The sequence below is a fragment of the Pseudoalteromonas sp. AOP31-A2-14 genome, from assembly GCF_052378035.1.
GTDB lineage: Bacteria > Pseudomonadota > Gammaproteobacteria > Enterobacterales > Alteromonadaceae > Pseudoalteromonas.
Genome location: NZ_JBQSXI010000001.1, coordinates 1 through 26401 on the forward strand (window position 1 = coordinate 1; position 26401 = coordinate 26401).

Below are 26401 nucleotides of genomic sequence, written 5' to 3' on the forward strand. Positions count from 1 at the left end.
GTGTATCTGTCGGTTTGGCAAAGTTGTTTATATGTATTGCAAGATGAACTGCCGTCGCAGCAGTTCAGTATGTGGGTTAGACCATTACAAGCAGAAAGTACCGAAGACACCCTAACTATTTATGCACCAAATCGTTTTGTACTGGATTGGGTTAGAGAAAAATATCTCAATCGTATTAACGAATTATTAGTAGAAATTTGTAAAGATGAAGCCCCTGAGTTACGTTTTGATGTAGGCAGCAAACCTATTTTAAATCAGCCGATGGTAAATTCTCCAGTAGCGACAGAGCACACCAGTGCTGCGCCAGTTGCTGCCACTGCCAAGCAGCCAGTTAGACAAGCAAAGCCTGTAGTTGAGCCTGCACCTAAATCTGGGTATAAATCCAATATTAAAGAAAATTATACTTTTGATAGCTTTGTTGAAGGTAAATCAAACCAACTAGCTAAAGCTGCGGCGACCCAAGTTGCTGATAATCCAGGTTCTGCCTTTAATCCGGTATTTATTTACGGTGGTACAGGCCTTGGTAAAACGCACTTATTACATGCGGTAGGCAATGGCATTATGGCAAATAAGCCTGATGCAAAAATAGTTTACATGCATTCAGAACGCTTTGTACAAGATATGGTAAAAGCACTGCAGAATAACGCGATTGAAGAGTTTAAGCGTTATTACCGTAGTGTTGATGCATTAATGATTGATGACATTCAATTTTTTGCTAATAAAGAACGTTCTCAAGAAGAGTTTTTTCATACTTTCAATGCGCTACTTGAAGGTAACCAACAAATTATATTAACTTCTGATCGCTACCCTAAAGAAATTAAAGGGGTAGAAGACCGCCTTAAGTCGCGGTTTGGTTGGGGGTTAACTATCGCTATTGAGCCGCCAGAACTTGAAACGCGCGTCGCCATCTTGATGAAGAAAGCCCAGCAAAGTAAAATTAATTTACCGCACGAAGTGGCCTTTTTTATTGCCAAAAAATTACGTTCAAATGTACGTGAATTAGAAGGTGCGCTCAACCGTGTAATTGCTAACGCTAACTTTACAGGTCGTCCAATATCTATTGATTTTGTAAAAGAAGCGCTACGTGATTTACTGGCATTGCAAGACAAGTTAGTCACCATTGATAATATCCAACGTACCGTAGCTGAATATTATCGAATTCGTGTGTCAGACTTACTTTCTAAGCGCCGCAGTCGCTCTATAGCAAGGCCACGCCAAGTTGCTATGGCATTATCTAAAGAGTTGACTAACCATAGCTTACCAGAGATTGGCGATGCTTTTGGTGGACGTGACCACACCACTGTATTGCACGCTTGTCGAAAAGTTAAATCACTGCGTGATGAGAGTCACGAAGTGAAAGAAGATTACCAAAACCTAATAAGAACATTGTCATCTTAGGGCTGACTTTATTATGCAAATAACAATATCAAGAGATCAATTTTTAAAACCTTTAGTGCAAGTATCGGGTGCTATTGAGCGCAAACATACTTTGCCTATTTTATCTAACGTATTGTTAGAAGTTGAAAACGGGCAGCTCTCAATGACTGGAACCGATCTCGAAATAGAGCTGGTTGCCAGTGTTTTTGTAGGGGATGATGTTGATGATACTAAACTGACATTACCAGCCAAAAAACTGCTCGATATTTGTAAAAGCCTGCCTGATGGCTCAGAGCTAACGCTCACCAGTCAAGATCATCAGTTATTATTAACCAGTGGTAAAAGTCGTTTTTCATTAACTACTTTGGCCGCAGCTGACTTTCCTAATCTTGAAGAGTGGGATGGCGAAGTCGAGTTTCAATTAACTCGCTTAGAGTTACGTAAACTTTTAGAAAGTACTCATTTTTCTATGGCGAACCAAGATGTTCGTTATTACTTAAATGGTATGTCGTTTGAAGTTGATAATGCTGATATAAAAACAGTGGCTACCGATGGACATCGCCTTGCGATTGCACAAAAAGAATTACCGCAATCATTAAATACTCAGCGCCAACTTATTATTCCACGTAAAGGCGTGCAAGAAATCATGCGTTTAATGGTGGCTGACGATGAGCTCGTAACCATTCAATTTGGTGCTAATCATATTCGTATTATTGATGTAGAATTTACTTTTACCAGTAAGTTGGTTGATGGTCGTTTTCCTGACTATCGCCGCGTATTACCTCGTGGTGGCGACAAAGTTATTACCGCAAACAGAGAGTGGTTACGTAGCGCTTTTCAACGTGTTTCTATTTTATCTAACGAAAAGTTTCGTGGTGTGCGCTTAAACTTGTCTGAAGGGTTATTGAAAATAACAGCCAACAATCCTGAACAAGAACAAGCCGAAGAAGTAGTTGAAGTAATGTACCAAGGTGACGATTTAGAAATTGGCTTTAATGTTTCCTACGTACTCGATGTATTAAACACACTCAAAACTGAAGATGTATTATTTACGCTTGCCGATTCAAATAGTAGTGCGCTAATAGAAGGTGGTGGTGACGAAGAAGCCATGTACGTTGTTATGCCAATGCGCCTATAAGATACTATGAGTTTAAGTCATTTAAGCCTCAATAATTTTAGAAATATTGAGGCTTTGACGCTAGAACCAATCAACGGCGTCAATGTTATATATGGTGATAACGGCTGTGGCAAAACCAGTTTACTCGAAGCCATTTATTACCTTTCTCATGGCAAGTCTTTTCGAACTGCTAAGCACAAAAGCATTATAGCGCATCAACATGATAAATTTACTATTCATGGCCGCAAGGTACTGCATGATTTATCGGTTCCGATCGGTATCAGTAAATGTGTATCCGGTGAAACAAATTTAAAAATTCAAGGTAAAGCATGCCGACGTATTTCTGAGCTAGCACAATTAATGCCGGTGCAAGTTATTACACCAGAAAGCTATTCGTTATTTTTTGGTGGGCCTAAAGAGCGTCGTAAATTTTTAGATTTAGGATTGTTCCACGTGGAACATGACTTTTTCTTTTTGTGGCAATCGTTCAATAAAGTCCTCAAGCAACGTAATGCGTTGTTAAAAACTAAACCTCGTAATTATTTCGAGCAAATAAAGTTTTGGGATAAAGAATTTGTTAGACTATCAGAACAAATAAATAGTTTAAGAATTGCGTATATAAGTAGGTTTAAGCAGCAGTTTTTTGATAAAATGTGTGCAGACTTAGCGCTTATAAGCGATTTAGAAATTAATTTTTATGCGGGCTGGAAAGACGGTGATTCATTAGCCAACAGCTTAGAGCAAAGCTTTGACCGTGATGCACGGCAAGGCTTTACCAGTAAAGGCCCACATAAAGCAGATTTTAGTTTTAGTGTTTCTGGCAACAGTGTCGAAAATACGTTTTCACGCGGTCAATTGAAGTTACTGTTGTATGCGTTAAAAGTAACGCAAAATAGCTTAATTGAGTCAGAAACAGAAAAGCAATCTATATTGCTAATAGATGATTTACCTTCAGAGTTAGGTGAAGATACAAAAGAGAAAGTAGGTCAGCTTTTAGCTCACTCCCGTTCTCAGTTATTTATATCTTCTATTTTAACTGAAAGTATTTCTGCTGTGGTGGAACCCATGCAACGAGAGTTGCAAATGTTCCACGTGAAACATGGCAACCTAATAACAAGATAAGTAGGATTAACCATGTCTGAGAATTACGATTCGTCGAGCATTAAAGTACTTAAAGGATTAGACGCAGTAAGAAAGCGTCCAGGAATGTATATAGGCGACACTGATGATGGCACAGGCTTGCACCACATGGTGTTTGAGGTCGTTGATAACTCAATCGATGAAGCTTTAGCTGGCCATTGCGATGATATCTTTGTAACTATTCACTTAGATGGTTCTGTCTCTGTTCGAGATAATGGTCGTGGTATTCCTACCTCAATCCATGAAGAAGAAGGTGTTTCAGCTGCCGAAGTTATTATGACAGTACTTCACGCTGGTGGTAAGTTTGACGATAACTCTTATAAAGTATCGGGTGGTCTTCATGGTGTTGGTGTTTCGGTAGTAAATGCACTTTCTGAAAAGCTCAAGCTAACTATCCGTCGCCAAGGTAAACTATATCAACAAAGCTATAGTATGGGTGTACCCGATGCACCTTTAGCTGAAATAGGTGAGTCTGATACAACAGGAACCGAGTTACGTTTTTGGCCAAGTGATGAAACCTTTACTAACTTAGACTTCCATTACGATATTTTGGCTAAACGTTTACGTGAATTATCATTCCTGAATTCAGGTGTGAGTATTATTCTAAATGATGAACGTGAAGAAAATAAAACTGACCACTTCAAATATATTGGTGGCATTCAAGCGTTTGTCGAATACTTAAATCGTAACAAAACACCTATTCATAAAGGGGTATTTCATTTTACTCACGAACGTGAAGAAGATGGGATTAGCGTTGAAGTATCAATGCAGTGGAATGATGCATACCAAGAAAATATCTACTGTTTCACTAATAATATTCCACAACGCGATGGCGGTACTCACTTAGCTGGTTTTAGATCTGCGTTAACACGTACGCTAAATAGCTATATGGAAAAAGAAGGCTTTAACAAAAAAGCAAAAACAACCAGTAATGCAACAGGCGACGATGCACGCGAAGGCTTAACTGCGGTTGTGAGTGTTAAAGTTCCTGATCCTAAATTCTCATCACAAACAAAAGACAAGCTTGTTTCAAGTGAAGTTAAATCGGCGGTTGAACAAGCAATGGCTGAGAAGTTTTCTGAGTTTTTGCTAGAACACCCAATGGATGCCAAAATAGTTGTTGGTAAAATAATTGATGCTTCACGTGCTAGAGAAGCAGCTCGTAAAGCGCGTGAAATGACACGCCGTAAAGGGGCTATGGACTTAGCAGGGCTACCTGGTAAGTTAGCTGATTGCCAAGAAAAAGACCCAGCCCAATCTGAATTATATATAGTGGAGGGTGACTCAGCTGGCGGTTCAGCCAAGCAGGGTCGTAATCGTAAAAACCAAGCTATCTTGCCACTCAAAGGTAAAATTCTTAACGTTGAAAAAGCACGGTTTGATAAAATGCTTTCTTCACAAGAAGTTGCGACTCTTATCACTGCATTAGGTTGTGGTATTGGCCGAGATGAATATAATCCAGAAAAACTGCGTTACCACCGTATTATCATCATGACTGATGCCGACGTGGATGGCTCTCATATTCGTACGCTATTATTGACTTTCTTTTATCGTCAAATGCCTGAGATTGTTGAACGTGGCTATATTTATATTGCACAGCCACCGCTTTATAAAGTAAAAAAAGGTAAGCAGGAACGTTATATTAAAGATGACCCTGCACTTGTCGATTATCTAACTTCACTAGCATTAAATAATGCTGCGTTATACACCAGTGCTGATGCTTCAGCAATGGAAGGTGAAGCGCTTGAAAGTGTAGTACACGATTACCAAAATACAGTTAAAGTTATCGAACGCTTAAAACGTAAATACCCTAACTCTGTAATGGAACGCTTAATTTATCAAAGCGAGCTAACGGAAGCGGATTTAGCTGATGAAGAAAAAGTAATTGCATGGACTAAAGAGTTGGTTGATGACTTAGTTGCTCGTGATGAAGATGCGACTATTTTCCATGCTGGTACAGAGTATGACAGCGAGCGTAACTTGTATTATCCGGTTGTGAATATCCGACAGCACGGTGTGGATAAAGCGCATATACTTAACCATGACTTTATTACCTCTCGTGATTACAAACGTATAGCGGCTACGGGTGTTAACATAGCTAACATCCTAAAAGAAGGTGCTTATGTACAGCGTGGAGAGAAAACATTAGCTGTTGATAACTTTGTGGATGCTTTAGAATGGCTTATCGCAGAATCTAAGCGTGGGCTTTACATACAACGCTATAAAGGGTTGGGTGAAATGAACCCAAGTCAGCTATGGGAAACTACTATGGACCCGTCAGCGCGTCGCATGCTTAAGGTAACAATTGAAGATGCTGTTGCCGCTGACCAATTGTTTGCCACCTTAATGGGTGACCAAGTTGAGCCGCGTCGTGAGTTTATTGAAACTAACGCGCTACGTGTTGTGAATCTAGACGTTTAATAAATTACAGCATTTATTTTAAAAGGAGCCTAAGGCTCCTTTTTTATTGCCTGCAATTGCACAAACTGCTTAAAACCTTACTGCACACAAGGTATACTGAAAGCAATTTTTAGACTAAACGCACCAGACTATAAGCCAAATATGCAAAAATATGACGTTAAAACCTTTCAAGGTTTGATCCTGGCTTTACAGGACTATTGGGCACAGCAAGGCTGTGTTATTGCTCAACCACTGGATATGGAAGTGGGAGCAGGGACATTTCATCCATTAACTTTTTTAAAATCGATTGGCCCAGAACCAATGTCGAGCGCCTATGTACAGCCGTGTCGGCGTCCAACGGATGGTCGTTATGGTGAAAACCCAAACCGTTTACAGCATTATTATCAATTCCAAGTCGTGTTAAAGCCTTCTCCAGATAATATTCAAGAGCTTTACTTAGGCTCTTTAGCCGCTGTCGGTATTGATACTCTCACTGACGAAGTGCGCTTTGTTGAAGATAACTGGGAATCGCCTACGCTAGGTGCTTGGGGTCTGGGTTGGGAAATTTGGTTAAACGGTATGGAAGTAACTCAGTTTACCTACTTTCAACAAGTGGGCGGTCTTGAGTGCTCACCAGTCACTGGTGAAATTACTTACGGTTTAGAGCGCCTAGCTATGTATATTCAAGGCGTTGATAGTATATACGACCTAGTGTGGGCAGATGGTCCAATGGGACGTGTTACTTACGGTGACGTCTTTCATCAAAATGAAGTTGAACAATCAACTTATAACTTTGAACATGCCAATGTTGATGTGTTTTTTAAGCAGTTTGATGATTGTGAAAATCAAAGCCAAAAACTGATTGAAGCCAATTTACCGCTTCCGGCCTATGAACAAGTAATGAAGGCATCACATGCGTTTAATTTACTTGATGCTCGTCACGCTATTTCAGTGACAGAACGCCAGCGTTATATTTTACGTGTTCGTGCGTTATCTAAAGCATGTGCACAAAGTTATTATGATGCACGTGAAGCGCTCGGTTTTCCGCTTTGTAAGGATTAAGCATGTCAGCACAAAATTTATTAGTAGAAATTGGCACCGAAGAGTTGCCACCCAAATCGCTGCGTAAATTAGCCGAAGCATTTGCCGCTAATTTAACCGCAGAACTTGCAAGTCTAGAGCTGGCTCATCAAGGGGTAAGCTGGTATGCATCACCTCGTCGTTTAGGTTTACAAGTTACCGCACTTGAAGCAAAACAAGGCGATAAAGAAGTTGAAAAGCGCGGCCCAGCAACTAAAGCTGCATTTGACGCAGACGGCAACCCAACTAAAGCTGCAATGGGGTGGGCTCGAGGTTGCGGTATAGACGTTAGTGAAGCACAAACGCTTGAAACAGATAAAGGCGCGTGGTTATTACATATCGCTAAAGTGGCGGGTAAAGACACCACAGCATTGATGACCGATGTAGTTAATAAAGCGCTTGCTAAATTACCTATTCCTAAGCCGATGCGTTGGGGCGCGAATAAAACGCAATTTATTCGCCCTGTGCATACAGCCACTATTTTATTTGGCGATCAGTTAATTGAAGGTGAGGTGTTAGGCAAAGCGGTAAGTAATCAACTACAAGGCCATCGCTTTCATCACCCAGAAAAGATCAGTATTAACCATGCTGATGATGTGTTTGAAGTACTTAAATCGGCTCATGTTGTTGCTGATTACGAGCAGCGTAAAGCGAAAATACGTGAGCAAATTGAAGCTGCTGCACAAGCGGTGAACGCACAAATTGCCATGGATGAAGATTTACTTGAAGAAGTAACTTCATTGGTTGAATGGCCAGTTACTTTAACGGCCACGTTTGAAGAAGCGTTTTTAGATGTACCCGCTGAAGCGCTAATTTACACCATGAAAGACGATCAAAAATATTTCCCGCTACTTGATCAAAATGGCAAGTTACTTAATAAGTTCCTATTTGTTTCTAACATTGAAAGTAAAGACCCAAGTGTCGTTATTGCCGGTAACGAAAAAGTAGTACGCCCACGGTTAGCTGATGCGCAATTCTTCTTTGAAGCAGACAAAAAGAAAACCCTTGAAAGCCGCTTAGAATCACTCGACAGTGTACTGTTTCAAAAGCAACTAGGTACACTTAAAGATAAATCTGAGCGCATTAGTGAGCTTGCTGGCTATATTGCAGAGCAACTTGGCGCTGATACTGAACTTGCCAAACGCGCAGGCCTGTTAAGTAAAACAGATCTAATGACCGAAATGGTTATGGAGTTTACTGACATTCAAGGTGTGATGGGAATGCATTATGCTCGCCATGATGGTGAAGCAGAAGATGTGGCGCTGGCACAAAATGAGCAATATATGCCACGTTTTGCTGGTGACAACTTACCAACAAACTTGATCAGCTGCGCCGTCGCGATTGCTGATAAGTTTGACACCTTAGTGGGTATTTTTGGTATAGGCCAAGCGCCAAAGGGTGACAAAGACCCATTTGCTCTACGCCGCGCCGCGATTGGTGCATTACGCATCATGGTTGAAAAAGAGTTACCACTGGATATTTTAGACCTAGTAGCAAAATCACAAACTTTGTTTGGCGAAAAGCTAACTAACCTAAATGTATCAGCCGATGTTTTTGAATTTATGTTAGGGCGCTTTCGTGCTTGGTATCAAGATGAAGGCCTTAAGGTTGATGTAATTCAAGCCGTACTTTCACGTCGTCCTACTAAACCTGTTGATTTTGACCGCCGCGTTAAAGCTGTAAGTCACTTTCGTACATTAGATGCTGCAGAAGCGCTTGCAGCAGCTAATAAACGTGTAAGTAATATATTGGCTAAAAATGACATTACTGAGCAAGGTGATATTGATCAGAGCTTATTAAGTGACGATGCAGAAAAGCTATTAGCCTCGCATGTGGCTAAATTTGCCACCGAGCTTGCTCCTCTTTATGAAAGTGGTGATTATCAGCAAGCTCTAACGCAGCTTGCGGGTATTCGCGAAAGTGTTGATAACTTTTTTGACAATGTCATGGTGATGGCTGACGACGATGCCGTTAAGCAAAATCGCCTAGCGTTACTAAGTCAACTGAGTGGGTTATTTTTAGATATTGCTGATATTTCTGTACTACAGAAATAATACCTATTGTATTTAGTCTAATTGGTATTAAGTTCAGCTTAACTTAAAAAGCCAGCAGGTATGCTGGCTTTTTAGTATAAGAGGTTAATTTATGAAACGTATTCTAACATTGGCAGTGGTTAGCTTATTGACAGCTTGTTCTAGCCAAATCCAAATGCCTGATATGAGTGGTGTGCTATCAAGCCAAGAGCTTGATAAAGTCATGTACTTACGTGGCGACTTTACTTTGTGGGATGCAGAGCCGCAGTATCAATTTGAGCAAGTTGGCCCAGCGATTTATCAAGCTAATGTAAAGTTCTCAACACCAGGTAAAGTGTACGAGTTTAAAATTGCCGATGTCGATTTTAGCGAAGGTTACAATTGCGGTTATAGTGAACTTGATCCAGCTGGGCAAACATTAGCTTTAGGCCAACCTGTGACTGCCGACTGTAACACCATCTATAACTACTTCAGCTTCACCCCAGCAATCAAAGGCAGTTATATAGTCAGCATTGATTATCGCAATTTCGATCAGCCAAAAGTAACTATAACGAAGAAGTGAGCGCTTTTATAAACCTTTCTTTACTAAGTATAGGTAGGGCGCCTGTTCGATTTTTTTTGCTATGAGAGTGTGATCCATAAAGGTGCAAAAGCTGGGGATATCGCGAGTGGTAGATGGATCGTCGGCTGTAATTAACAGTGTTTCGCCATTTTCCATTTTACGTACCGCACTTCTGATCATCATAACAGGCTCTGGGCAACGTAGGCCAATAGCATCTAATTGGTGATCGGGGTTATCAAAACTCATGGCTGATTTACCTTAGATTATGTGGTCGCATTTAATGGTGAATTTAAGGCTGCTAGTTTAACCACCTCGACGCGATAAATAAAGTCACTTTAATGATGCATATCAAGCCACCAGCTTAGTTGTAACAAGAATAATAAAAAAGCCGAGCATATTGAAGTGACCCCCAATAGTTGGACAGTCCAATTACTGGGGGTCTTTTTATGTCCAAACATCATCGAGCTTTTAAGCTCAAAGTAGCTGAGTTCGCTTTATCTGAAAGCTCTCCGGCGATAGGTAATAGATTTAATGTTACACAAAGGCAGGTCCGATATTGGACCGCTGTTTATCGAATTCATGGCGCTGAAAGCTTCAGGTCTGTTCACAAACCTTATTCTCAAGCATTTAAGATAGAAGTGTTAAAATCGATGGCAGCTAACAGTTGGTCACTCAGCTATACCAGTGCGTTCTTCGATTTATCGTCCCCAGGTATTCTTTTTCAATGGCAAAAGCTTTATGCTCGCGATGGTATATCCCGTCTCCAACCACAGAAAAAAGGTAGGCCAACCATGACAAATAATTCTTCTTCATCAAAACCAGTAGAGCAAATGACTGAGGAGGAGTTACGAGAAGAGTTAGCATACTTACGAGCAGAGAATGATGTGCTAAAAAAGTTAGAAGCCTTGGCTCAAGCCAGAAAGAAAAAAGCAAAGACAAGACGATAGTCGTCGAAGAGTTCAAGGCAAAACATAGCTTACGACATCTATTAAAGGCCACGGGGTTGGCGAAGAGTGTCTACTATTATCATCGAACTACATGTGAGCAGCCCTGCGCCAACAGTGATTTACTCGTAAAAATACGTGATATCTATCACACGCATAAAGGGCGATATGGCTATCGCAGAATTACGAGTGCCCTAAGAAAAATGGGGGTACTCGTTAATCATAAGCGCGTTCAACGTCTAATGAATGAGTTAGGCCTTAAGTCAAAAGTAAGGCCTAAGCGCTATAAATCTTACAAAGGTGAAGTGGGTAAAATCGCAGAAAATACGCTTAACCGCGAGTTTACTGCGCAGAAGCCTAATCAAAAATGGGTAACGGATGTGACGGAGTTTAAAGTGGATAATGAGAAGGTATATCTATCGCCTATGATTGACTTATTCAACCAAGAGATAATCAGTTACGAAGTAAGAAAATCCGTTGCGCTTCCCTTGGTAACTGACATGCTTAAAACCGCAACGGCTAAGTTGAAGCCGAACGAGAAGCCGATAGTACACTCAGACCAAGGATGGCAATATCAAAACAAGCAATATCAAAAGCACCTTAAAGAAAAAGGGTTAAAACAAAGTATGTCTAGAAAAGGAAACTGTTTAGATAACGCTGTTGCTGAAAATTTCTTTGCCATACTGAAAAGCGAGATGTATCACAACGAAACGTTCAAGGACGCGAATGAACTCATTGAAAACATCAAAGAATATATCCACTATTATAACAATGAGCGTATTAAGCTGAAACTAAAAGGCCTGAGTCCGATACAATATCGAAATCAGGCCTTGGCTGCCGCTTAGAAATGAGTCCAACTTTATGGGGTCACTTCAAAATCAGCGCGGCTTTTTATCACCAAGAAGGTTACGTTAGTCTTGCACACGTTCAAATACAGTCGCTATGCCTTGGCCTAAACCAATGCACATAGTAGCTAAACCATACTTTGCGTTTTTATCTTCCATTAAATGAATTAACGATGTGCTAATGCGCGAACCTGAACAACCTAGTGGATGGCCAAGCGCGATTGCGCCGCCATTTAAATTCACTTTTTCGTCAACCACATCAGCAAGGCCTAAGTCTTTAAGAACAGGTAGTGACTGTGCTGCGAAAGCTTCGTTAAGCTCGGCAACATCAATATCATCAATAGTAATACCGGCTTGCGCTAATGCCATTTTACTTGCTGGTACTGGGCCGTAACCCATGATTGATGGATCGCAACCGGCAACTGCCATTGCTTTAACGCGAGCACGAATAGGTAGGCCTAGTGCTTTGGCTTTGTCTTCACTCATGACTAGCATTGCTGATGCGCCATCTGAAAGAGCCGATGACGTACCGGCTGTTACCGTACCTGATGCTGGATTAAATACGGGGCGAAGTTGTGATAAACCTTCTACCGTTGTTTCTGGACGAATAACTTCATCGTCTTCAACCAGTGTTAATGAACCATCGGCGTCGTGACCTTCCATAGCAAGAATCTCACGGCGGAAACGTCCTTCAACAGTGGCTGCATGGGCACGTTGATGTGAGCGGTATGCAAATTTATCCTGCTGCTCACGGCTAATACCGTGAATCGTTGCCAGGTATTCTGCGGTTAAACCCATTGAGCCCGCAGCTTGTGCAACTGAGGTTGCAAGGCCTGGATGAAAGTCGTTACCGTGCGTCATGGGGACATGGCCCATGTGCTCAACACCACCAATTAGATAAGTGTCGCCAGCGCCCGTCATAATTGCGCGTGCTGCGTCATGTAGCGCTTGCATTGATGAGCCACATAAACGGTTTACTGTGACCGCAGGTACTGTATGTGGAATACCTGCAAGTAATGCGGCGTTACGTGCCACATTAAAACCTTGCTCAAGCGTTTGCTGTACACAACCCCAATAAATATCATTAATTGATGCAGGATCAACGCTTGGGTTGCGATCAAGTAAGCCCTTCATTAAGTGGGCGCTTAAATCTTCCGCACGCTTATTTTTAAATACGCCGTTTTTTGAACGACCCATTGGTGTGCGGATACAATCTACAATTACTGGATTATTCATGTTCTTACCCTTCCACCTTATAGAAAATACGGCCTTCTTCGGCCCATTTGCGAGTTTCATCTGATACTTGGTAAATCGCACCTAAGTGAGCGTACTTGTCTGCTGTAGCAACAAAGTTAGCTAACCCTGTTTGATCTAAGTAACGGAATGCACCGCCTCTAAATGGAGGGAAACCAATGCCGTAAATAAGTGCCATATCAGCTTCTTGTGGTGAAGCTACAATACCTTCTTGTAAACAAAGTAATACTTCGTTGATCATAGGTACCATACAACGGTCGATGATTTCTTTTTTATCAAATTCTTTTGGTGCATCAGCAATTTGACTTAGTAATTCAATTGCCTTTGGATCGTGTGCTTTTTTCAAGCGACCACGTCTATCGGTTGCATATTGATAGAAGCCGGCTTTGTTCTTTTGACCAAAACGTTTTTCGTTAGCAAATACAGCAACAGGGTCTTTCTCTTGACGAGACATACGCTCAGGGAATCCATCTGCCATTACGCCAGTACAATGGAAAGCTGTATCAATACCTACAACATCAAGTAAGTATGCCGGGCCCATTGGCCAGCCAAAGGTGTTTTCCATTACTTTATCTACTTTTGCAAAGTCTGCGCCTTCAACGACCAGTTTGCTAAAGCCTGCAAAGTAAGGGAATAAAACACGGTTAACAAAAAAGCCTGGGCAGTCGTTAACAACAATCGGTGACTTACCTAGTTTAACGGCATAATCTACAACGGCATTGATTGTTTGCTCTGAGGTTTTTTCACCACGAATAATTTCAACTAACGGCATCTTTGGCACCGGGTTAAAAAAGTGCATACCACAGAAGTTTTCTGGTTTATCTAAAGCAGACGCTAACTCATCAATACGAATTGTTGAAGTATTTGAGGTAAGCACAGTGCCTTCAGGCATATCTTTTTCAAGCTGCGATAATACAGATTGTTTTACTTTCGGGTTTTCTACTACGGCTTCAACAATAATATCGGCGCTTTGTAAGTCGCTATCATTTAAAGTTGGTTTAATTTTGCCAAGCGTAGCAACCATTTTATCCATAGCCATATGGCCACGTTTAACTTTTTGGCCTAGTAGTTTAGATGCTTCACCCATGCCTAAATCAAGCGCATCCTGTTGGATGTCTTTCATAATAATAGGAGTGCCTTTATAAGCTGATTGGTAAGCAATACCGCCGCCCATAATACCCGCGCCTAATACCGCAGCTTGTTTAATTTCAAGCTTACTGGTTTTGGCCAGCTTTTTAGCTTTGCCTTTGATGTATTGATCAGCTAAGAAAATACCTGTTTGTGCTGCAGCTTCATTGGTTGCGGCAAGTTTAGCAAAATTAGCATTTTCAATTGCCATTGCTTCGTCGCGTGTGCAGTTTGCAGCGGCTTTAATTGTTCTTACTGCCATAACAGGAGCTGGGTAATGACCTTTGGTTTTACCCATTACCATACCTTCTGCCATTGCAAAGCTCATGCCTTGCTCAACACGGTTTAATTTTAGCGGCTGTAATTTTACTTGTCGTTTAGCTTGCCAATCAAGCTTACCTGAAATAGCAAGTTCAAGTGTTGAAATACTTGACTCTAAAAGTTTGTCAGCACTAACTACCGCGTCAAATGCGCCTACTTTAAGAGCATCTGCTGCACGGTTTTCTTTTCCTGTGGTGATCCACGTCATAGCATTATCAGCGCCAATGATGCGCGGTAGGCGAACTGTGCCACCAAAACCGGGCATAATACCTAGTTTAACTTCAGGTAGACCAATCTTAGCTTCAGTGCTAGCAGTGCGATAGTCGGTAGCAAGTACCCACTCACAGCCACCGCCAAGTGCCATGCCATTTACAGCACTTAGTGTTGGGAATGGTAAGTCTTCTAATGCATCAAAAACATCAGTGGCATTTTTTATCCAAGCGACTAATTCGTCATGTGGCTTGGTAAAAGTAGGTAAAAACTCGAAGATATCAGCACCAATAATAAAGTGGTCTTTATCGCTGGTGAACACCATGCCTTTAATATCTTTATTGGCAGCTAATTCTTTTAATGCAGCTGCACAATCTTGTAAAGTTTGCTGAGAAAGCTTGTTTACCGAACCCGGAACACAAAACTTGAACTCGGCGATACTATCCTTTACGAAAGCAACTTCGAAGGAATCGCTCTTATATAACATTTTAATTCTCCCTAGCTATTGAACTAAGACTGGTACGATGAGTTTGCATTTCAATCAGTGTGCTTGCTTTAAAATTAAAATGCAACGTAAAATTTACTCCGCTTACTTTCTACTGGTTAAAATATAGCTGGTTTGGTGCTAAGGTGTAAGCGTTTGTCTTTTATTTCCCTTTTGAAAACTTAAGGTCATCATGAAAAAACAATCTTTAGGTTGGACGGCAGCTGCATTACTTTTCCCTTTATTCTCTGCCGTGGCTAACAATGAACATGAAGCATTTTTAGATGCCGAGAAAGAAGTTAGGTATGGAAGCTATAAAGAGTTTAAAGAGGTTGTTGGCAAACTTGACCATCCTTTAAAACCGTATGTTGAAAAAGCGTATTGGCAACGTCATCCTAGCCTTAAGCACCAATCTGAAATTGAAAATTACTTAACGATTTATCAAAGCACGCCGCTTGAATGGTCGGTGCGTAAGGCATGGCTTGCGTATTTAAAAGAGAAAAATATGAAAGCGGCTTATATACGTAACTATCGAAAGACCTCAAACGCGGCGATTACCTGTACTTATCTAGGTTACCAATTAGATTTAGGCGCACCTGACAATGCTATTTTTAAGCAAGCAGGCGAACTATGGACTGTAGGCAAGTCACAGCCTAATGAGTGTGATGACTTATTTGATTTATGGCGTAAAAAAGGCCACATGACGTCAGAGCGTGTTTGGCAACGAGTTACCTTAGCTGCAGAAGGCGGTACGCAAAGCTTACTACCTTATTTAAAAACCTTACTGCCTAAAAGTGAGCAGTATTTAGCTGATCTATATTTAAAGGTACGACGTGATCCAAGTGCCGCCGCGGGTTTATATCGTTATAAGAATAAATCGGCTAAAGAGGCGCAAATTGCACACTACGGTGTGCAGCGGTTAGTGTGGCGCGATAAGGAGTTGGCACTTAAAGCATGGGGGAAAATGGAAAAAATGTTTGATTTTTCTGAACAAGAAAAAGCAGATGTTTACTACACCTTTGCTTTATCGCTTGCTTCAAGTGGACATAAACAGGCGAGTTTTTGGCTTAATAAAGTACCTAAAGATCGGCAAAATAGTAAGTTAATGCAGTGGCAGTTAGGCAATATGCTTAAAGTTCAAGATTGGCCTGGGATTATTGCGTTTTTTACGGGTAAAGAAAATTTAGGTTTAGGGCAGCAGTATTGGCTTGCCTATAGTCTAGATAAGCGCGGTGATACGCAGCGAGCTAAAGCTATTTGGAAAACTGTCGCAAAAGAGCGTCACTACTATGGCTTCTTGGCATCAGCAAGGCTTAATCAACCTGTTAGTTTAAATACTATACCTATTAATGTATCTGATGCGTTGGTTACACAAGTGTCTGAGGCTCCTGGTTTTAAACGCGCCAAAGCACTTTATGAATTAGATCGCTTTACCTCGGCGCGCCGTGAATGGAATTACCTTACCCGTACTTCTAGCGAAGATGAAAAGCTTGCGGCTTCTAAACTTGCAGCAAAGCTTAACTGGTACGACAGCACCATTTATACTTTGGCACAAATAAAAGCATGGGACTATGTAGAGCTACGGTTTCCATTTGCCTTTCAAGACTTATTTGAGCGTTACAGTAAACGCAGTCATGTTGACCCAACGTGGAGCATTGCGATATCGCGCCGTGAAAGTTCATTCGCTTCTGATGCTCGTTCACATGCTAATGCTCGGGGGTTAATGCAATTACTGCCAAGCACTGCTAAATACGTAAATAAAGGCTCGGTTTCAAGCCGTAGCTTATATCAACCCAAAACAAATATTCGTTTAGGTACTCAATACCTTGAATATTTAAAAAAGAAAAATAATGGCAATGAAGTGCTCGCTACCGCCTCTTACAATGCAGGTTACCACCGGATAAGGCGTTGGCTACCCGATGAAGCAATGCCAGCTGAATTGTGGGTTGAACTTATTCCGTATCGTGAAACCCGAAATTATGTAAAAAATGTTTTTGCATATAGGCAGATTTATCACACGCGGTTAGGTCGCAAGGGGAATATACTGGCGCCAATTTTAGATATGAAAATGGGCGGTTAAAGTCTGTCTATGCTAGACTAGTGGAAAATTAAATTTAATAGATGGGTTTATGATGGATAAATTAGCTGTTTTATACGCTGAACATATTGCAACATTACAACAACGTACAACTACAATTATTGAGCGTGAAGGATTGGAAGGGTTGGTTATTCACTCTGGCCAAGCTAAACGTCAATTCTTAGATGATATGTACTACCCGTTTAAAGTTAACCCACATTTTAAAACGTGGTTACCAGTTATTGATAATCCTCATTGTTGGATTGTGGTAAATGGTAGCGACAAGCCTAAGCTAATTTTTTATCGCCCCGTTGATTTTTGGCATAAAGTGCCAGACGCGCCGCGTGATTTTTGGGCTGAATATTTTGATATTGAGCTGTTAGTAAAGCCAGATCAAGTAGAAAAGTTATTACCGTACGATAAAGCAAAGTACGCTTATATTGGCGAGTATGTAGACGTTGCCCAAGCGTTCGGTTTTAGTATTATGAACCCTGAGCCTGTAATTAACTTTTTTCATTATCACCGAGCATATAAAACTCAGTACGAACTTGAGTGTTTACGCCAAGCAAACCGTATTGCTGTTGATGGGCATAAAGCTGCGCGTGACATGTTTTTTAATGGTGGCTCTGAGTTTGATATTCAACAAGCGTATTTATTAGCTACCCGTCAAAGCGAAAACGAAATGCCGTATGGCAATATTGTTGCGCTTAACGAAAACTGCGCTATTTTGCATTACACGCATTTTGAGCCTAAAGCGCCGCAAGAGCATCGTTCATTTTTGATTGATGCCGGTGCGAATTTTAATGGTTATGCAGCTGATATTACCCGTACATACGACTATGTAAAATCAGGTGAGTTTAGTGAGTTAATTAAAGTAATGACTCAGCATCAAATTGAGTTAGGTAAAGCTTTAAAGCCGGGTCTATTATACGGTGAGTTGCACTTAGACTGTCACCAGCGTGTGGCACAAGTACTTAGCGATTTTGATATTGTTAAATTACCAGCTGCTGAAATTGTTGAGCGCGGTATTACTTCAACTTTCTTCCCGCATGGCCTTGGCCATCATCTTGGTTTACAAGTACATGATATGGGCGGCTTTATGGCTGATGAATCGGGGGCTCACCAAGCACCGCCTGAAGGTCATCCATTCTTACGTTGCACACGTTTAATTGAAAAAAATCAAGTGTTCACTATTGAACCAGGACTATACTTTATCGATTCACTATTAGGTGATTTGGCGAAAACTGATAATAAGCAGTTTATTAATTGGGAAAAAGTTGAAGCCTTTAAACCATTTGGCGGCATTCGTATTGAAGATAATATTATCGTTCACGAGAATAGCCTCGAAAATATGACCCGCGATTTATTGTTAGATTAATCGTTGAGTATTAGAAAAGCAGGGGCCATATTTGGCCCCATTTTTATGTAAGCCCATAAAATTATGTCTGAATATAAATATCCAGCAGAGTCTGTTTTCTATCAAGAAGAAATCAAAAAAAGCACTTTTATTGTGCATATTGGCCATACTCCCGATTTAGATGCAGCCAAAGCATTTATTCGCGATATTGAGCAAAAATATAGCGATGCTCGCCATAATTGCTGGGCGCATGTTGCAGGAAACCCAGGAGGAAGCCATGTCTATGGGTTCTCAGACGATGGTGAACCGAATGGCACGGCAGGTAAACCCATGCTAAATGTACTAGTGGGCTCGGGATTAGGTGAAGTAACCGCAGTGGTAACTCGTTACTTTGGTGGTATAAAGTTAGGCACCGGTGGTTTAGTACGTGCTTATGGTGGCTCGCTCAATAATGCGCTTACACATTTAACTACTATTATTAAAGTACCTAGTGTTGAGCTTGTTGGCAGCAGTGACTACAGCAGCCAAGGGGCAATTGAGCAATTATTAAAAACTCAGTATCACGTACTTAATATAGAAAAGCAATTTACTGCTAATATTGAATGGGTTATTACTATAGATAGCCGCCAAGCGAAGCAAGCGATCAAAGATATTTATGATTTGAGTCATGGCGCAGTTGAGTTAAGTGTTAAACAGTAAGACAATAGCCATTAGTTAATAACGACATTCTAATAAAAAAGCGATAGCTGAATGCAATTTCGTACCATAATAAAAATTCTTGGCCAGTTAGTGATGTTGTTTAGTATCACAATGGTTCCACCTGCTATTGTGTCACTAATCTACAAAGATGGTGGCGGTGTGCCGTTTGTTTTGGCATTTATATTTAGTGTGATTATTGGCTTAATTGCGTATTACCCTAATCGCGCTGAAAATGGTGATTTAAAAGCCCGAGAAGGGTTTTTAATTGTGGTGTTGTTTTGGTTGGTACTGGGTGCGTTCGCATCGCTACCGCTTATTTTTTTACAAGAACCTAATTTATCTTTAGCAGACTCTGTATTTGAAGCGTTCTCAGGGCTAACTACCACGGGAGCAACGGTACTTACAGGCATTGAATACTTACCTAAATCACTTCTATTTTATCGCCAACAATTACAGTGGTTAGGTGGAATGGGGATCATTGTATTAGCGGTGGCAGTACTACCTATGCTTGGTGTAGGTGGTATGCAGCTCTATCGAGCGGAAACACCAGGCCCAGTTAAAGATTCTAAAATGACACCACGTATTGCCGATACTGCAAAACACCTTTGGTATATTTATGTGTCACTTACTACAGCCTGTACGCTGTCATATTGGGTGGCAGGTATGAACTGGTTTGATGCAATATGTCATGCCTTTTCTACCGTCGCGATAGGGGGGTTTTCAACATATGATGCCTCTATGGGGCATTTTAACAGCCCTGTAATCAACTTTATCAGTGTGGTTTTTTTATTAATTGCGGCGGCTAATTTTTCTTTGCACTATGCTGCAGTCGCTAATCGTAACTTAAAAGTTTATATTCGCGACCCAGAGTTTAAAGTATTTTTGTTTATTCAATTAGCGTTAGTGGTTGTGTGTTTTGCGGTACTTTCGTCGAACAACATTTATGCCAATGGTGATGAAACGCTAGATCAAGCGCTATTTCAATCCGTATCTATGGGCACTACCGCGGGCTTTACTACCGATAACTTTTCTGCGTGGCCGTTGTTTTTACCAATATTATTAGTCTTTTCTAGCTTTATTGGTGGTTGCGCGGGATCAACCGGTGGTGGCATGAAAGTAGTACGAGTATTGTTATTGTACTTACAAGGTATTCGAGAGCTTAATAGGTTGGTGCACCCGCGCGCTATTTATTCTATTAAGTTGGGTCGTAAAGCTTTACCGGATAAAGTTGTTGAGGCGGTATGGGGGTTTTTCTCTGCTTACGCCTTGGTTTTTGTAATTATTATGCTGGCTTTAATGGGCACCGGAATGGATAACATTACTGCGTTTTCAGCAACGGCAGCGTGTTTAAATAATTTGGGTCCTGGTCTTGGTGATGTTGCAGCTCATTACGGTACTATTTCAGATGCAGCAAAATGGTTACTTACGATTGCAATGGTATTTGGTCGGCTCGAAATCTTTACTTTACTGGTACTGTTTACACCGACCTTTTGGCGAGGCTAGCACTTAAATCATATCGATATTTTAGTCATTAATCACCTTATTGATTTAACCGTATTAGAGCCTTTTGAGTAAACAGTTTTCGCTAGTTTGCGACAAGTTAACGAAAAGTCAGCAGCATATTTATATTACCTGCTATTAATTATAAAATTAATTTTTTTATTTAAAAACAAAAGCTTAATTTATTTTTAATAAGAAAAAAGTTAACAGTATAATTTTTTTGCAGCGTTTTAATTTAAATTTCCCTTCTAAATCTACCCTAAATTTATATTTGGTTTAATTGGCGCCACTTTAATTTAATGTAACCAATATTGATTATATTGGTAATGATGTATTTCCTCTTAATTACTGTTGCTAATTGGCAACAAAAAACACTTCAAAAAAAGTATAAACTGATATGCTTATAATATAACTCATTGAAATATAGTGATTTTAAAGTTTTGGCACTGAAGTTGTAATAGTTAGTTCGAACTTAATGAAGAAGTGATTGACCATTAAGAGTTTAATCACTCACATATAATTTGAAGGAATATTACTATGAACATACTTAGCAAAGGGATAGTACTTATTGCATTAACTTCTTCATCTGCGGCATTTGCTTTTGAGGCGCTAGACTTTGATACGCTTGATGTAGATAAAAGTGGAGCTATTAGTCAAGTCGAAGCGTCGGAAGATGCTGAGCTTATGAATAGGTTTGCAGAACGAGATACTGACCAGAACGGTGAGTTATCAAAAGAAGAGTATTCAAAAGCGTAAAGCTAACGTGTTTATCCTGTGTTGCCAAAGACAACCTAAGTGGATAAGGAATTACTGAAAGAGGATAACAAGGACTGTGTTAAACCTAGTTTAAGCGATTTTTTTGATAGTACATTGAAGGATTATATTATGAATACATTAAATAAAACATTAGCATTAATCGCCCTAGCTTCATCTTCAGCGGTATTCGCGGGTACCGACTTCGACACCCTTGATGTTGACGGTAGCGGCACCATTAGCCAGCAAGAAGCGGCGGTTGATGCAGCGCTTTCAGCTAAGTTTGCAGAGCTTGATACCGATCAAAATGGTGAGCTGTCTCAAGACGAGTTTGCTAAAGCTTAATTTCATTATTGGAATACCCGAAAAGGATTTCTCCCTATACGAACAAAGCAGCCAATTGGCTGCTTTTTTGCGTTTGTATAAAGCAACTATTCACCCACCTCACTGTTATTGTTAAATTTATTTGGTTTGTTATCTATCATGTTCTTAACTGGCGCATGGAAGTAAATTATTTTTGAGCTAATAAGTTCTACGCTGCACTTATAGTCAGTATTTGGATTTTTAGGCATTTATACAGCCGCTCAATATTACCCAAATTATAATCATAAAAAACAATACTGTAGCGAACTAGACGCAAAATTTTTCCTATAGAAAAATTACCCCCACTTATTAATAACGACCCCTTAGGTTTACTTTTTTATTTGGGTGCCGAGCCCCAAAAAATACCTACCTTGAGTTGTCAAAATCACGCTAGGGACAGGGCTATCATGTTGTTATCTTTGTTTTATGTCCCTATGAATGTTTATGTCCCTATGAATGACTATGCCAGCATTGCTTTAGCGTTTTATTAATCTTGAGTGTCGGTCTCAGCGGCTATTTAGTAATTTTTCTGGCAAGAGCTTTTAAGCGACAAGAATACCGGGTTGTATCAACGCCTTGCCTATGGAGTGCAATTAATATGGTTAAGCATTTTCGTTAGTGATTTAATATTTATAATAGGAGGTACTTATATCTGAATATGCAGTAAGTGTTGATGCATCTTCTTCTTCAGATAGAGTGCCACTGAAGAAAAATTCGATCTAGAAGAGGCTTTTATTGCATCACTGTCGAGTTGCCATATGTTGTGCTTTTTCTCCATTGCTGTAAAAAATAACTGGTTGTTGATGGGGTTATCGATAATGCTTTCGCGTGATGAAAAAAGAGACCTATTGTAAAATTGTTATGACGCAAGTAACACTTCGGCCTGTGATTATATTTTTACAGACTAAACCTACTACTTTATAAGGCTGAAGAAATGCACCACCAGTCACATGAACTGTGTTTCATTACTAATTCGTAAAACGAAGGTGATCATTGAAGTGTAAAATTGAGAGTTTTTTAGTGCAGGTAAGCGGTGGGTTTCGCTTACTGGCAACAAATAGTGGTTTCTTTTTCTAATTTAAAAAAATAATTTACTAATATTCACCAAATTAAAAATTACTATATATAAATCATTGTGTTATGCATAAAAAAGTAATTGAATTTATCATAACTATTTTTATTAAGCATTTTAAGTTAAGCCGAGCACACCCTTTAAAAGCACATAGCCGCCTGCAAGAAATCATTTTTGTGTTATTTATAAAAAACATAACAACTTGATATTTATATCTTTTAATTTATCCCTAGCAATCGTGTTGCTAAAAAGAAACAGTAAATCCGTTTTAAAATCTTTGTTCATTCAAAATAACCATTTAACATGTTGAAATTGTTTAATTTTTAAATGTTGGCATCGAAGTTGTAATAGTTAGTTCGAACTTAATGAAAAAGTAATTAACCATTAAGAACTTAATTACAAACATACAATTTGAAGGAATAGATTATGAACACATTAAACAAAACGTTTGCACTTATCGCCCTAGCTTCTTCATCTGCAGCGTTTGCTGCAACTGATTTCGACACACTTGATGTTGATGGTAGTGGATCAATTAGCCAAAGTGAAGCATCAATAGATGCAGAGCTAATGAGCATGTTTACAGAGCTTGATACTGACCAAAATGGTGAGTTATCAAAAGAAGAATTTTCAGAAGCTTAATTAAAAGTTACCCATCCTGAGTTGCCAAAGACAACCTAAGTAGACAAGGGAGTTTACGAAAGAGGATAACAAGGAAGTTAAAACTACTTTATTAGTTAAATAAGCTAATTCTTTTGATAGTACATTGAGGGGGTAATTTTATGAATAGATTAAATAAAGCGTTAGCACTAATCGCTGTTGCTTGTTCATCTGCAGCGTTTGCTGCAACTGATTTCGACACACTTGATGTAGACGGAAACGGCGTAATTAGCCAAAGCGAAGCGGCAGTAGATGCAGAACTTATGAATAACTTTGCTGACCTTGATACAGACCAAAGTGGTGAGCTATCGAAAGAAGAGTTTTCAAAAGTCTAGTTTTCTCTCACTGGGATCTCTGAAAAGGATTTCTTTAATTAAATATTGTTAAAATTTAAATAGGATACTTATTATGAAACGTATTAACACAGCTCTAGCACTAATCGCACTTGCATCATCTTCAGCTTTTGCCGCTGGCGTAAGCTTTGATTCTTTTGATACTGATGGCGATGGTGCTATCACGCAAGAAGAAGCGTCAGTAAATACGCAACTTGTTAAAATATTTGCTGATTTAGATACTGACAAAAATGGTGAGTTATCTAAAGAAGAGTTTTCAAAAGTTCAGTAATTCGTAAATAACTCATACGACACTACAAACGAAAAAGCAGCTTAATTAAGCTGCTTTTTTTTGTTTTTATAAATTGTAGTCTAGTTGCAATGTAAACTTACGTGGGCTGCCATAACGGTATTGATTGTAAAAACCAATTTGGCTGTAATAGGTTTTATCAAATAGGTTATCAACATTAAAGCTAACCGCTATTTGTGAGTTTATTTGATAGCTTGCCATAAAGCTGGCAATGCCATAGCTTGCTTGTTCTACTTCAACCTTTCCCTGTACTGGGTTTGTAACCTCATCAAAACTGCGGCTTTGCCAGCGATAACCAGCACCTAGCTTTAGTCCTTCTAAACTATTAGTGAGTTTATAGGTTGTAAATAGCTTAAATTGATCTTTCGGATTGGTGGTATTTAAAAGCTCGCCCTCAGGCGTTTCCCCTTCGCTGCGGGTATAGCCAAAATAACCATTCCAATTGTCGTTAAATGTACCATTGAGCTCTAATTCATAACCTTCGGTTACAGTGCCATCAATAGGTTGATAAATAGCCTGCAAAGTCTCGGGAATAGTCTCGCCGGTATATTGGCCGAGATTATCTTGATGAATTTCAAAACCAGACAAAGAAACATCTAAGCGTTCGTTTAGCAGTGATGCTTTGATGCCAATTTCATAGTTTTTACCTAGAATAGGATCGAGATAATTACCATCTTGGTCAATTTGACTTTGAGGTGTGAATATATCGGTATAGTTAGCATAGAGCGCCCAGTTATCTGTTAAAGCGTAAGTGGTGCCGAGGTAATTGGTAAGCTCGTTATCTAGTTCATAGTTGTGCTTACTGCCAAAGTTATCTTGGTCAGTTTGCCATTGATTTAGTCGGCTGCCTAAAATAACTGATAACGAATTAGTTATATTAAGCTGTGAGGAAAAATATAGAGCATCTTGTTCGGTAGTACCGTATGAGCCATAGGCCGGTGTGGATTGCCAAGTTGGTTTTGGGTAGTTGTAATCGGCAGCTGTAAAGTCGCCAATGATCATTGACTCTTCTTGTCCTGGATAATAAGGCGTCGAAAAGTCTTGCTCTTGGTTATTATAGCCAAACATTAATTGGTGACTTTGTCCTAACCAATTAAATCTGCCGCTAAGTTCAACTTCGTAGGTACGTTGTATTCTATTGGCATCAATATAATTTAACGAACCAGGCACCATACCAATGTTGGTTTGTGAGTCTGGATTACCTGTTGCCCAAAACACATCGTAATCTAAGTCATTATTGCCATAGATATAACTGGCGCTAAGTTGCCAGTTGGAATTGAAGTTGTGCTCAATACTAATAAAACTATTTAGTGCGTTGGTTTGTGACGATGACCAATTAGGCGCTGTAGAAGCTTCCCGATCATAATGGGTGCGAGTGCCATCTGCATAAAAAATAGGTAGTCCACCGGACATAGTGCCTTTTGGCTTAGTGGCTTGGTTATCAATTGATACAGTAAGCAAGGTGCTGTCAGTTAAATCCGCTTCGATAATACCGTATAAAGTCGTGCTGCTTTGCGAGAAACGATTTTGGTATGACTCCTGATCTTGGTAAGCGACAACAGCACGACCGCGAATACTTTCGGTATCATTTAAACTACCAGAAACATCGACAACACCACGATAGTTTTGCCAAGAGCCAACTGATGCAGAAAGATTTACTTGGTTGTGCGCAGTAGGGCGTTTGCGTATTAAATTAATAGCGGCAGAGGGGTTACCTGCTCCCAACATTAAACCCGTGGCGCCACGGACTATTTCAATACGCTCATAAATTGCGGTGTCGGTTAAATTATCACCGTAATTAAAGCGAGTGTCGTAGGTTGTTGCAATACCATCGTACAGAATGCTTGTTACGCTTATTCCACGAGCGGAAATTGAAAACTTACCGTTGTCGGCCTCTCTTGCATTTATACCCGTCACACCCGTTATCGCTTCAATAGCGCTGGTTAGGTGCTGATCGTTCATAAACTCGCTGGTAACAGCGATAGCTGATTGCGGAGTTTGTAAGTGAGATAAATCAAGGCCTGTAGCCGAGCTCATTGAACTTACTTTATAATCATTATGCTCCTCGCCAACGATAGTTAGCTTTTCAATATCTTCTTTAGTTTCGGCTATTGTATTAAGTGAGAAGGTTGAAAGGAGTACACTAATTACGCTGCAATAAGTAAGGCTGAGCGGTTTATTTAAGGTTGGGAGTGTCATCTGAAGAAGTCCATTTTGTATTAAAAATATAGAAGTAATTATCCACATAAAGCGTGTTTTATTTTCAAGCACCGGGAGACTAATAGATTTGATAATTAAAGTAAATGTTTTTGAGAGTGATTTTCAATTGCATTAATGGGTGGTCTACTGTGTTTATTTATACACAGTAGCGTAAAAGACTATATGA

Annotated in this window: 22 protein-coding genes; 18 read left to right on the forward strand and 4 right to left on the reverse strand. The window is 40.0% G+C overall.

All coding sequences use genetic code 11. The features are described from left to right. From dnaA to ACT3S9_RS00035, 7 genes are all read left to right on the forward strand, one after another. Nucleotides 1–1398, forward strand: a 1398-nt coding sequence (dnaA, locus tag ACT3S9_RS00005) for a chromosomal replication initiator protein DnaA (protein ID WP_444750570.1), incomplete at its 5' end; no start/stop codon positions are given. A gap of 13 nt (nt 1399–1411) precedes the next feature. Beyond that, nucleotides 1412–2515 carry a DNA polymerase III subunit beta gene (dnaN, locus tag ACT3S9_RS00010; RefSeq protein ID WP_444750571.1) on the forward strand — a complete coding sequence of 368 codons (1104 nt, stop codon included), beginning with the start codon at nt 1412–1414 and terminating at the stop codon, nt 2513–2515. 6 nt (nt 2516–2521) lie between these two features. After that, nucleotides 2522–3616 (forward strand): DNA replication/repair protein RecF, encoded by a 1095-nt coding sequence (gene recF, locus ACT3S9_RS00015; RefSeq protein ID WP_441834683.1) that lies wholly within the window; start codon nt 2522–2524, stop codon nt 3614–3616. A 12-nt stretch (nt 3617–3628) separates the two neighbouring features. After that, nucleotides 3629–6055, forward strand: coding sequence for a DNA topoisomerase (ATP-hydrolyzing) subunit B (gene gyrB / locus ACT3S9_RS00020; RefSeq protein WP_441834684.1), 2427 nt, complete (start codon nt 3629–3631; stop codon nt 6053–6055). 141 nt (nt 6056–6196) lie between these two features. Beyond that, a complete protein-coding gene (gene glyQ, locus ACT3S9_RS00025) occupies nt 6197–7096 on the forward strand; it encodes a glycine--tRNA ligase subunit alpha (protein ID WP_441834685.1) in 900 nt (299 codons plus the stop codon). Nucleotides 7097–7098: 2 nt separating this feature from the next. Further along, a complete protein-coding gene (glyS, locus tag ACT3S9_RS00030; protein ID WP_441834686.1) occupies nt 7099–9168 on the forward strand; it encodes a glycine--tRNA ligase subunit beta in 2070 nt (689 codons plus the stop codon). A 91-nt stretch (nt 9169–9259) separates the two neighbouring features. Next, nucleotides 9260–9709 carry a hypothetical protein gene (locus ACT3S9_RS00035; RefSeq protein WP_441834687.1) on the forward strand — a complete coding sequence of 150 codons (450 nt, stop codon included), beginning with the start codon at nt 9260–9262 and terminating at the stop codon, nt 9707–9709. Nucleotides 9710–9715: 6 nt separating this feature from the next. On the opposite strand, the gene tusA is transcribed toward ACT3S9_RS00035, so the two are convergent. Continuing rightward, nucleotides 9716–9955 (reverse strand): sulfurtransferase TusA, encoded by a 240-nt coding sequence (gene tusA / locus ACT3S9_RS00040; RefSeq protein WP_441834688.1) that lies wholly within the window; start codon nt 9953–9955, stop codon nt 9716–9718. Nucleotides 9956–10155: 200 nt separating this feature from the next. Here tusA and ACT3S9_RS00045 point away from each other — a divergent pair, with 200 nt between their 5' ends. After that, nucleotides 10156–10656: a transposase gene (locus ACT3S9_RS00045; RefSeq protein WP_444750572.1), complete on the forward strand. Its 501-nt coding sequence runs from the start codon at nt 10156–10158 to the stop codon at nt 10654–10656. Further along, on the forward strand, nt 10653–11498 hold the full coding sequence (locus ACT3S9_RS00050; protein WP_444511517.1) for an IS3 family transposase: 846 nt from the start codon (nt 10653–10655) through the stop codon (nt 11496–11498). Before ACT3S9_RS00045 ends, ACT3S9_RS00050 begins: the two co-directional genes overlap by 4 nt. 66 nt (nt 11499–11564) lie before the next feature. Here ACT3S9_RS00050 and fadA read toward each other — a convergent pair whose 3' ends face one another. Together fadA and fadB are read right to left on the reverse strand one after the other, a co-directional pair. After that, entirely contained in the window at nt 11565–12734 is a 1170-nt protein-coding gene (fadA, locus tag ACT3S9_RS00055; RefSeq protein WP_441836526.1) for an acetyl-CoA C-acyltransferase FadA, read from the reverse strand. A 4-nt stretch (nt 12735–12738) separates the two neighbouring features. Further along, nucleotides 12739–14898 (reverse strand): fatty acid oxidation complex subunit alpha FadB, encoded by a 2160-nt coding sequence (gene fadB, locus ACT3S9_RS00060; protein ID WP_441836525.1) that lies wholly within the window; start codon nt 14896–14898, stop codon nt 12739–12741. A gap of 190 nt (nt 14899–15088) precedes the next feature. Between fadB and ACT3S9_RS00065 the strand changes: the two genes are divergently transcribed. From ACT3S9_RS00065 to ACT3S9_RS00105, 9 genes are all read left to right on the forward strand, one after another. Next, nucleotides 15089–16975 (forward strand): transglycosylase SLT domain-containing protein, encoded by a 1887-nt coding sequence (locus ACT3S9_RS00065; RefSeq protein ID WP_441993468.1) that lies wholly within the window; start codon nt 15089–15091, stop codon nt 16973–16975. Between the two features lie 52 nt (nt 16976–17027). Continuing rightward, the gene (gene pepQ / locus ACT3S9_RS00070) at nt 17028–18350 is read left to right on the forward strand and encodes a Xaa-Pro dipeptidase (RefSeq protein ID WP_441835356.1); all 1323 of its coding nucleotides are present in this window, start codon (nt 17028–17030) and stop codon (nt 18348–18350) included. Between the two features lie 63 nt (nt 18351–18413). Next, nucleotides 18414–19028, forward strand: coding sequence for a YigZ family protein (locus ACT3S9_RS00075; protein ID WP_441835334.1), 615 nt, complete (start codon nt 18414–18416; stop codon nt 19026–19028). A 51-nt stretch (nt 19029–19079) separates the two neighbouring features. Continuing rightward, the gene (locus ACT3S9_RS00080; protein ID WP_441835335.1) at nt 19080–20531 is read left to right on the forward strand and encodes a TrkH family potassium uptake protein; all 1452 of its coding nucleotides are present in this window, start codon (nt 19080–19082) and stop codon (nt 20529–20531) included. Nucleotides 20532–21065: 534 nt separating this feature from the next. After that, nucleotides 21066–21284, forward strand: a complete 219-nt coding sequence (locus tag ACT3S9_RS00085; protein ID WP_441835336.1) for a calmodulin — start codon at nt 21066–21068, stop codon at nt 21282–21284. 129 nt (nt 21285–21413) lie between these two features. After that, nucleotides 21414–21626: a calmodulin gene (locus tag ACT3S9_RS00090; RefSeq protein WP_441835337.1), complete on the forward strand. Its 213-nt coding sequence runs from the start codon at nt 21414–21416 to the stop codon at nt 21624–21626. A 1516-nt stretch (nt 21627–23142) separates the two neighbouring features. Further along, the gene (locus tag ACT3S9_RS00095; RefSeq protein ID WP_441835338.1) at nt 23143–23355 is read left to right on the forward strand and encodes an EF-hand domain-containing protein; all 213 of its coding nucleotides are present in this window, start codon (nt 23143–23145) and stop codon (nt 23353–23355) included. A gap of 140 nt (nt 23356–23495) precedes the next feature. Continuing rightward, on the forward strand, nt 23496–23708 hold the full coding sequence (locus tag ACT3S9_RS00100) for a calmodulin (RefSeq protein WP_441835339.1): 213 nt from the start codon (nt 23496–23498) through the stop codon (nt 23706–23708). A gap of 73 nt (nt 23709–23781) precedes the next feature. Further along, on the forward strand, nt 23782–23997 hold the full coding sequence (locus ACT3S9_RS00105) for an EF-hand domain-containing protein (protein WP_441835340.1): 216 nt from the start codon (nt 23782–23784) through the stop codon (nt 23995–23997). A gap of 66 nt (nt 23998–24063) precedes the next feature. Here ACT3S9_RS00105 and ACT3S9_RS00110 read toward each other — a convergent pair whose 3' ends face one another. After that, entirely contained in the window at nt 24064–26214 is a 2151-nt protein-coding gene (locus ACT3S9_RS00110) for a TonB-dependent siderophore receptor (protein ID WP_441835341.1), read from the reverse strand. Nucleotides 26215–26401: the final 187 nt, after the last annotated feature.

Coding starts and splice junctions, on each gene's coding strand:
- dnaN (WP_444750571.1), top strand. CDS start 1,412: ATGCAAATAACAATATCAAGAGATCAATTTTTAAAACCTTTAGTGCAA.
- recF (WP_441834683.1), top strand. CDS start 2,522: ATGAGTTTAAGTCATTTAAGCCTCAATAATTTTAGAAATATTGAGGCT.
- gyrB (WP_441834684.1), top strand. CDS start 3,629: ATGTCTGAGAATTACGATTCGTCGAGCATTAAAGTACTTAAAGGATTA.
- glyQ (WP_441834685.1), top strand. CDS start 6,197: ATGCAAAAATATGACGTTAAAACCTTTCAAGGTTTGATCCTGGCTTTA.
- glyS (WP_441834686.1), top strand. CDS start 7,099: ATGTCAGCACAAAATTTATTAGTAGAAATTGGCACCGAAGAGTTGCCA.
- ACT3S9_RS00035 (WP_441834687.1), top strand. CDS start 9,260: ATGAAACGTATTCTAACATTGGCAGTGGTTAGCTTATTGACAGCTTGT.
- tusA (WP_441834688.1), bottom strand. CDS start 9,955: ATGAGTTTTGATAACCCCGATCACCAATTAGATGCTATTGGCCTACGT.
- ACT3S9_RS00045 (WP_444750572.1), top strand. CDS start 10,156: ATGTCCAAACATCATCGAGCTTTTAAGCTCAAAGTAGCTGAGTTCGCT.
- fadA (WP_441836526.1), bottom strand. CDS start 12,734: ATGAATAATCCAGTAATTGTAGATTGTATCCGCACACCAATGGGTCGT.
- fadB (WP_441836525.1), bottom strand. CDS start 14,898: ATGTTATATAAGAGCGATTCCTTCGAAGTTGCTTTCGTAAAGGATAGT.
- ACT3S9_RS00065 (WP_441993468.1), top strand. CDS start 15,089: ATGAAAAAACAATCTTTAGGTTGGACGGCAGCTGCATTACTTTTCCCT.
- pepQ (WP_441835356.1), top strand. CDS start 17,028: ATGGATAAATTAGCTGTTTTATACGCTGAACATATTGCAACATTACAA.
- ACT3S9_RS00075 (WP_441835334.1), top strand. CDS start 18,414: ATGTCTGAATATAAATATCCAGCAGAGTCTGTTTTCTATCAAGAAGAA.
- ACT3S9_RS00080 (WP_441835335.1), top strand. CDS start 19,080: ATGCAATTTCGTACCATAATAAAAATTCTTGGCCAGTTAGTGATGTTG.
- ACT3S9_RS00085 (WP_441835336.1), top strand. CDS start 21,066: ATGAACATACTTAGCAAAGGGATAGTACTTATTGCATTAACTTCTTCA.
- ACT3S9_RS00090 (WP_441835337.1), top strand. CDS start 21,414: ATGAATACATTAAATAAAACATTAGCATTAATCGCCCTAGCTTCATCT.
- ACT3S9_RS00095 (WP_441835338.1), top strand. CDS start 23,143: ATGAACACATTAAACAAAACGTTTGCACTTATCGCCCTAGCTTCTTCA.
- ACT3S9_RS00100 (WP_441835339.1), top strand. CDS start 23,496: ATGAATAGATTAAATAAAGCGTTAGCACTAATCGCTGTTGCTTGTTCA.
- ACT3S9_RS00105 (WP_441835340.1), top strand. CDS start 23,782: ATGAAACGTATTAACACAGCTCTAGCACTAATCGCACTTGCATCATCT.
- ACT3S9_RS00110 (WP_441835341.1), bottom strand. CDS start 26,214: ATGACACTCCCAACCTTAAATAAACCGCTCAGCCTTACTTATTGCAGC.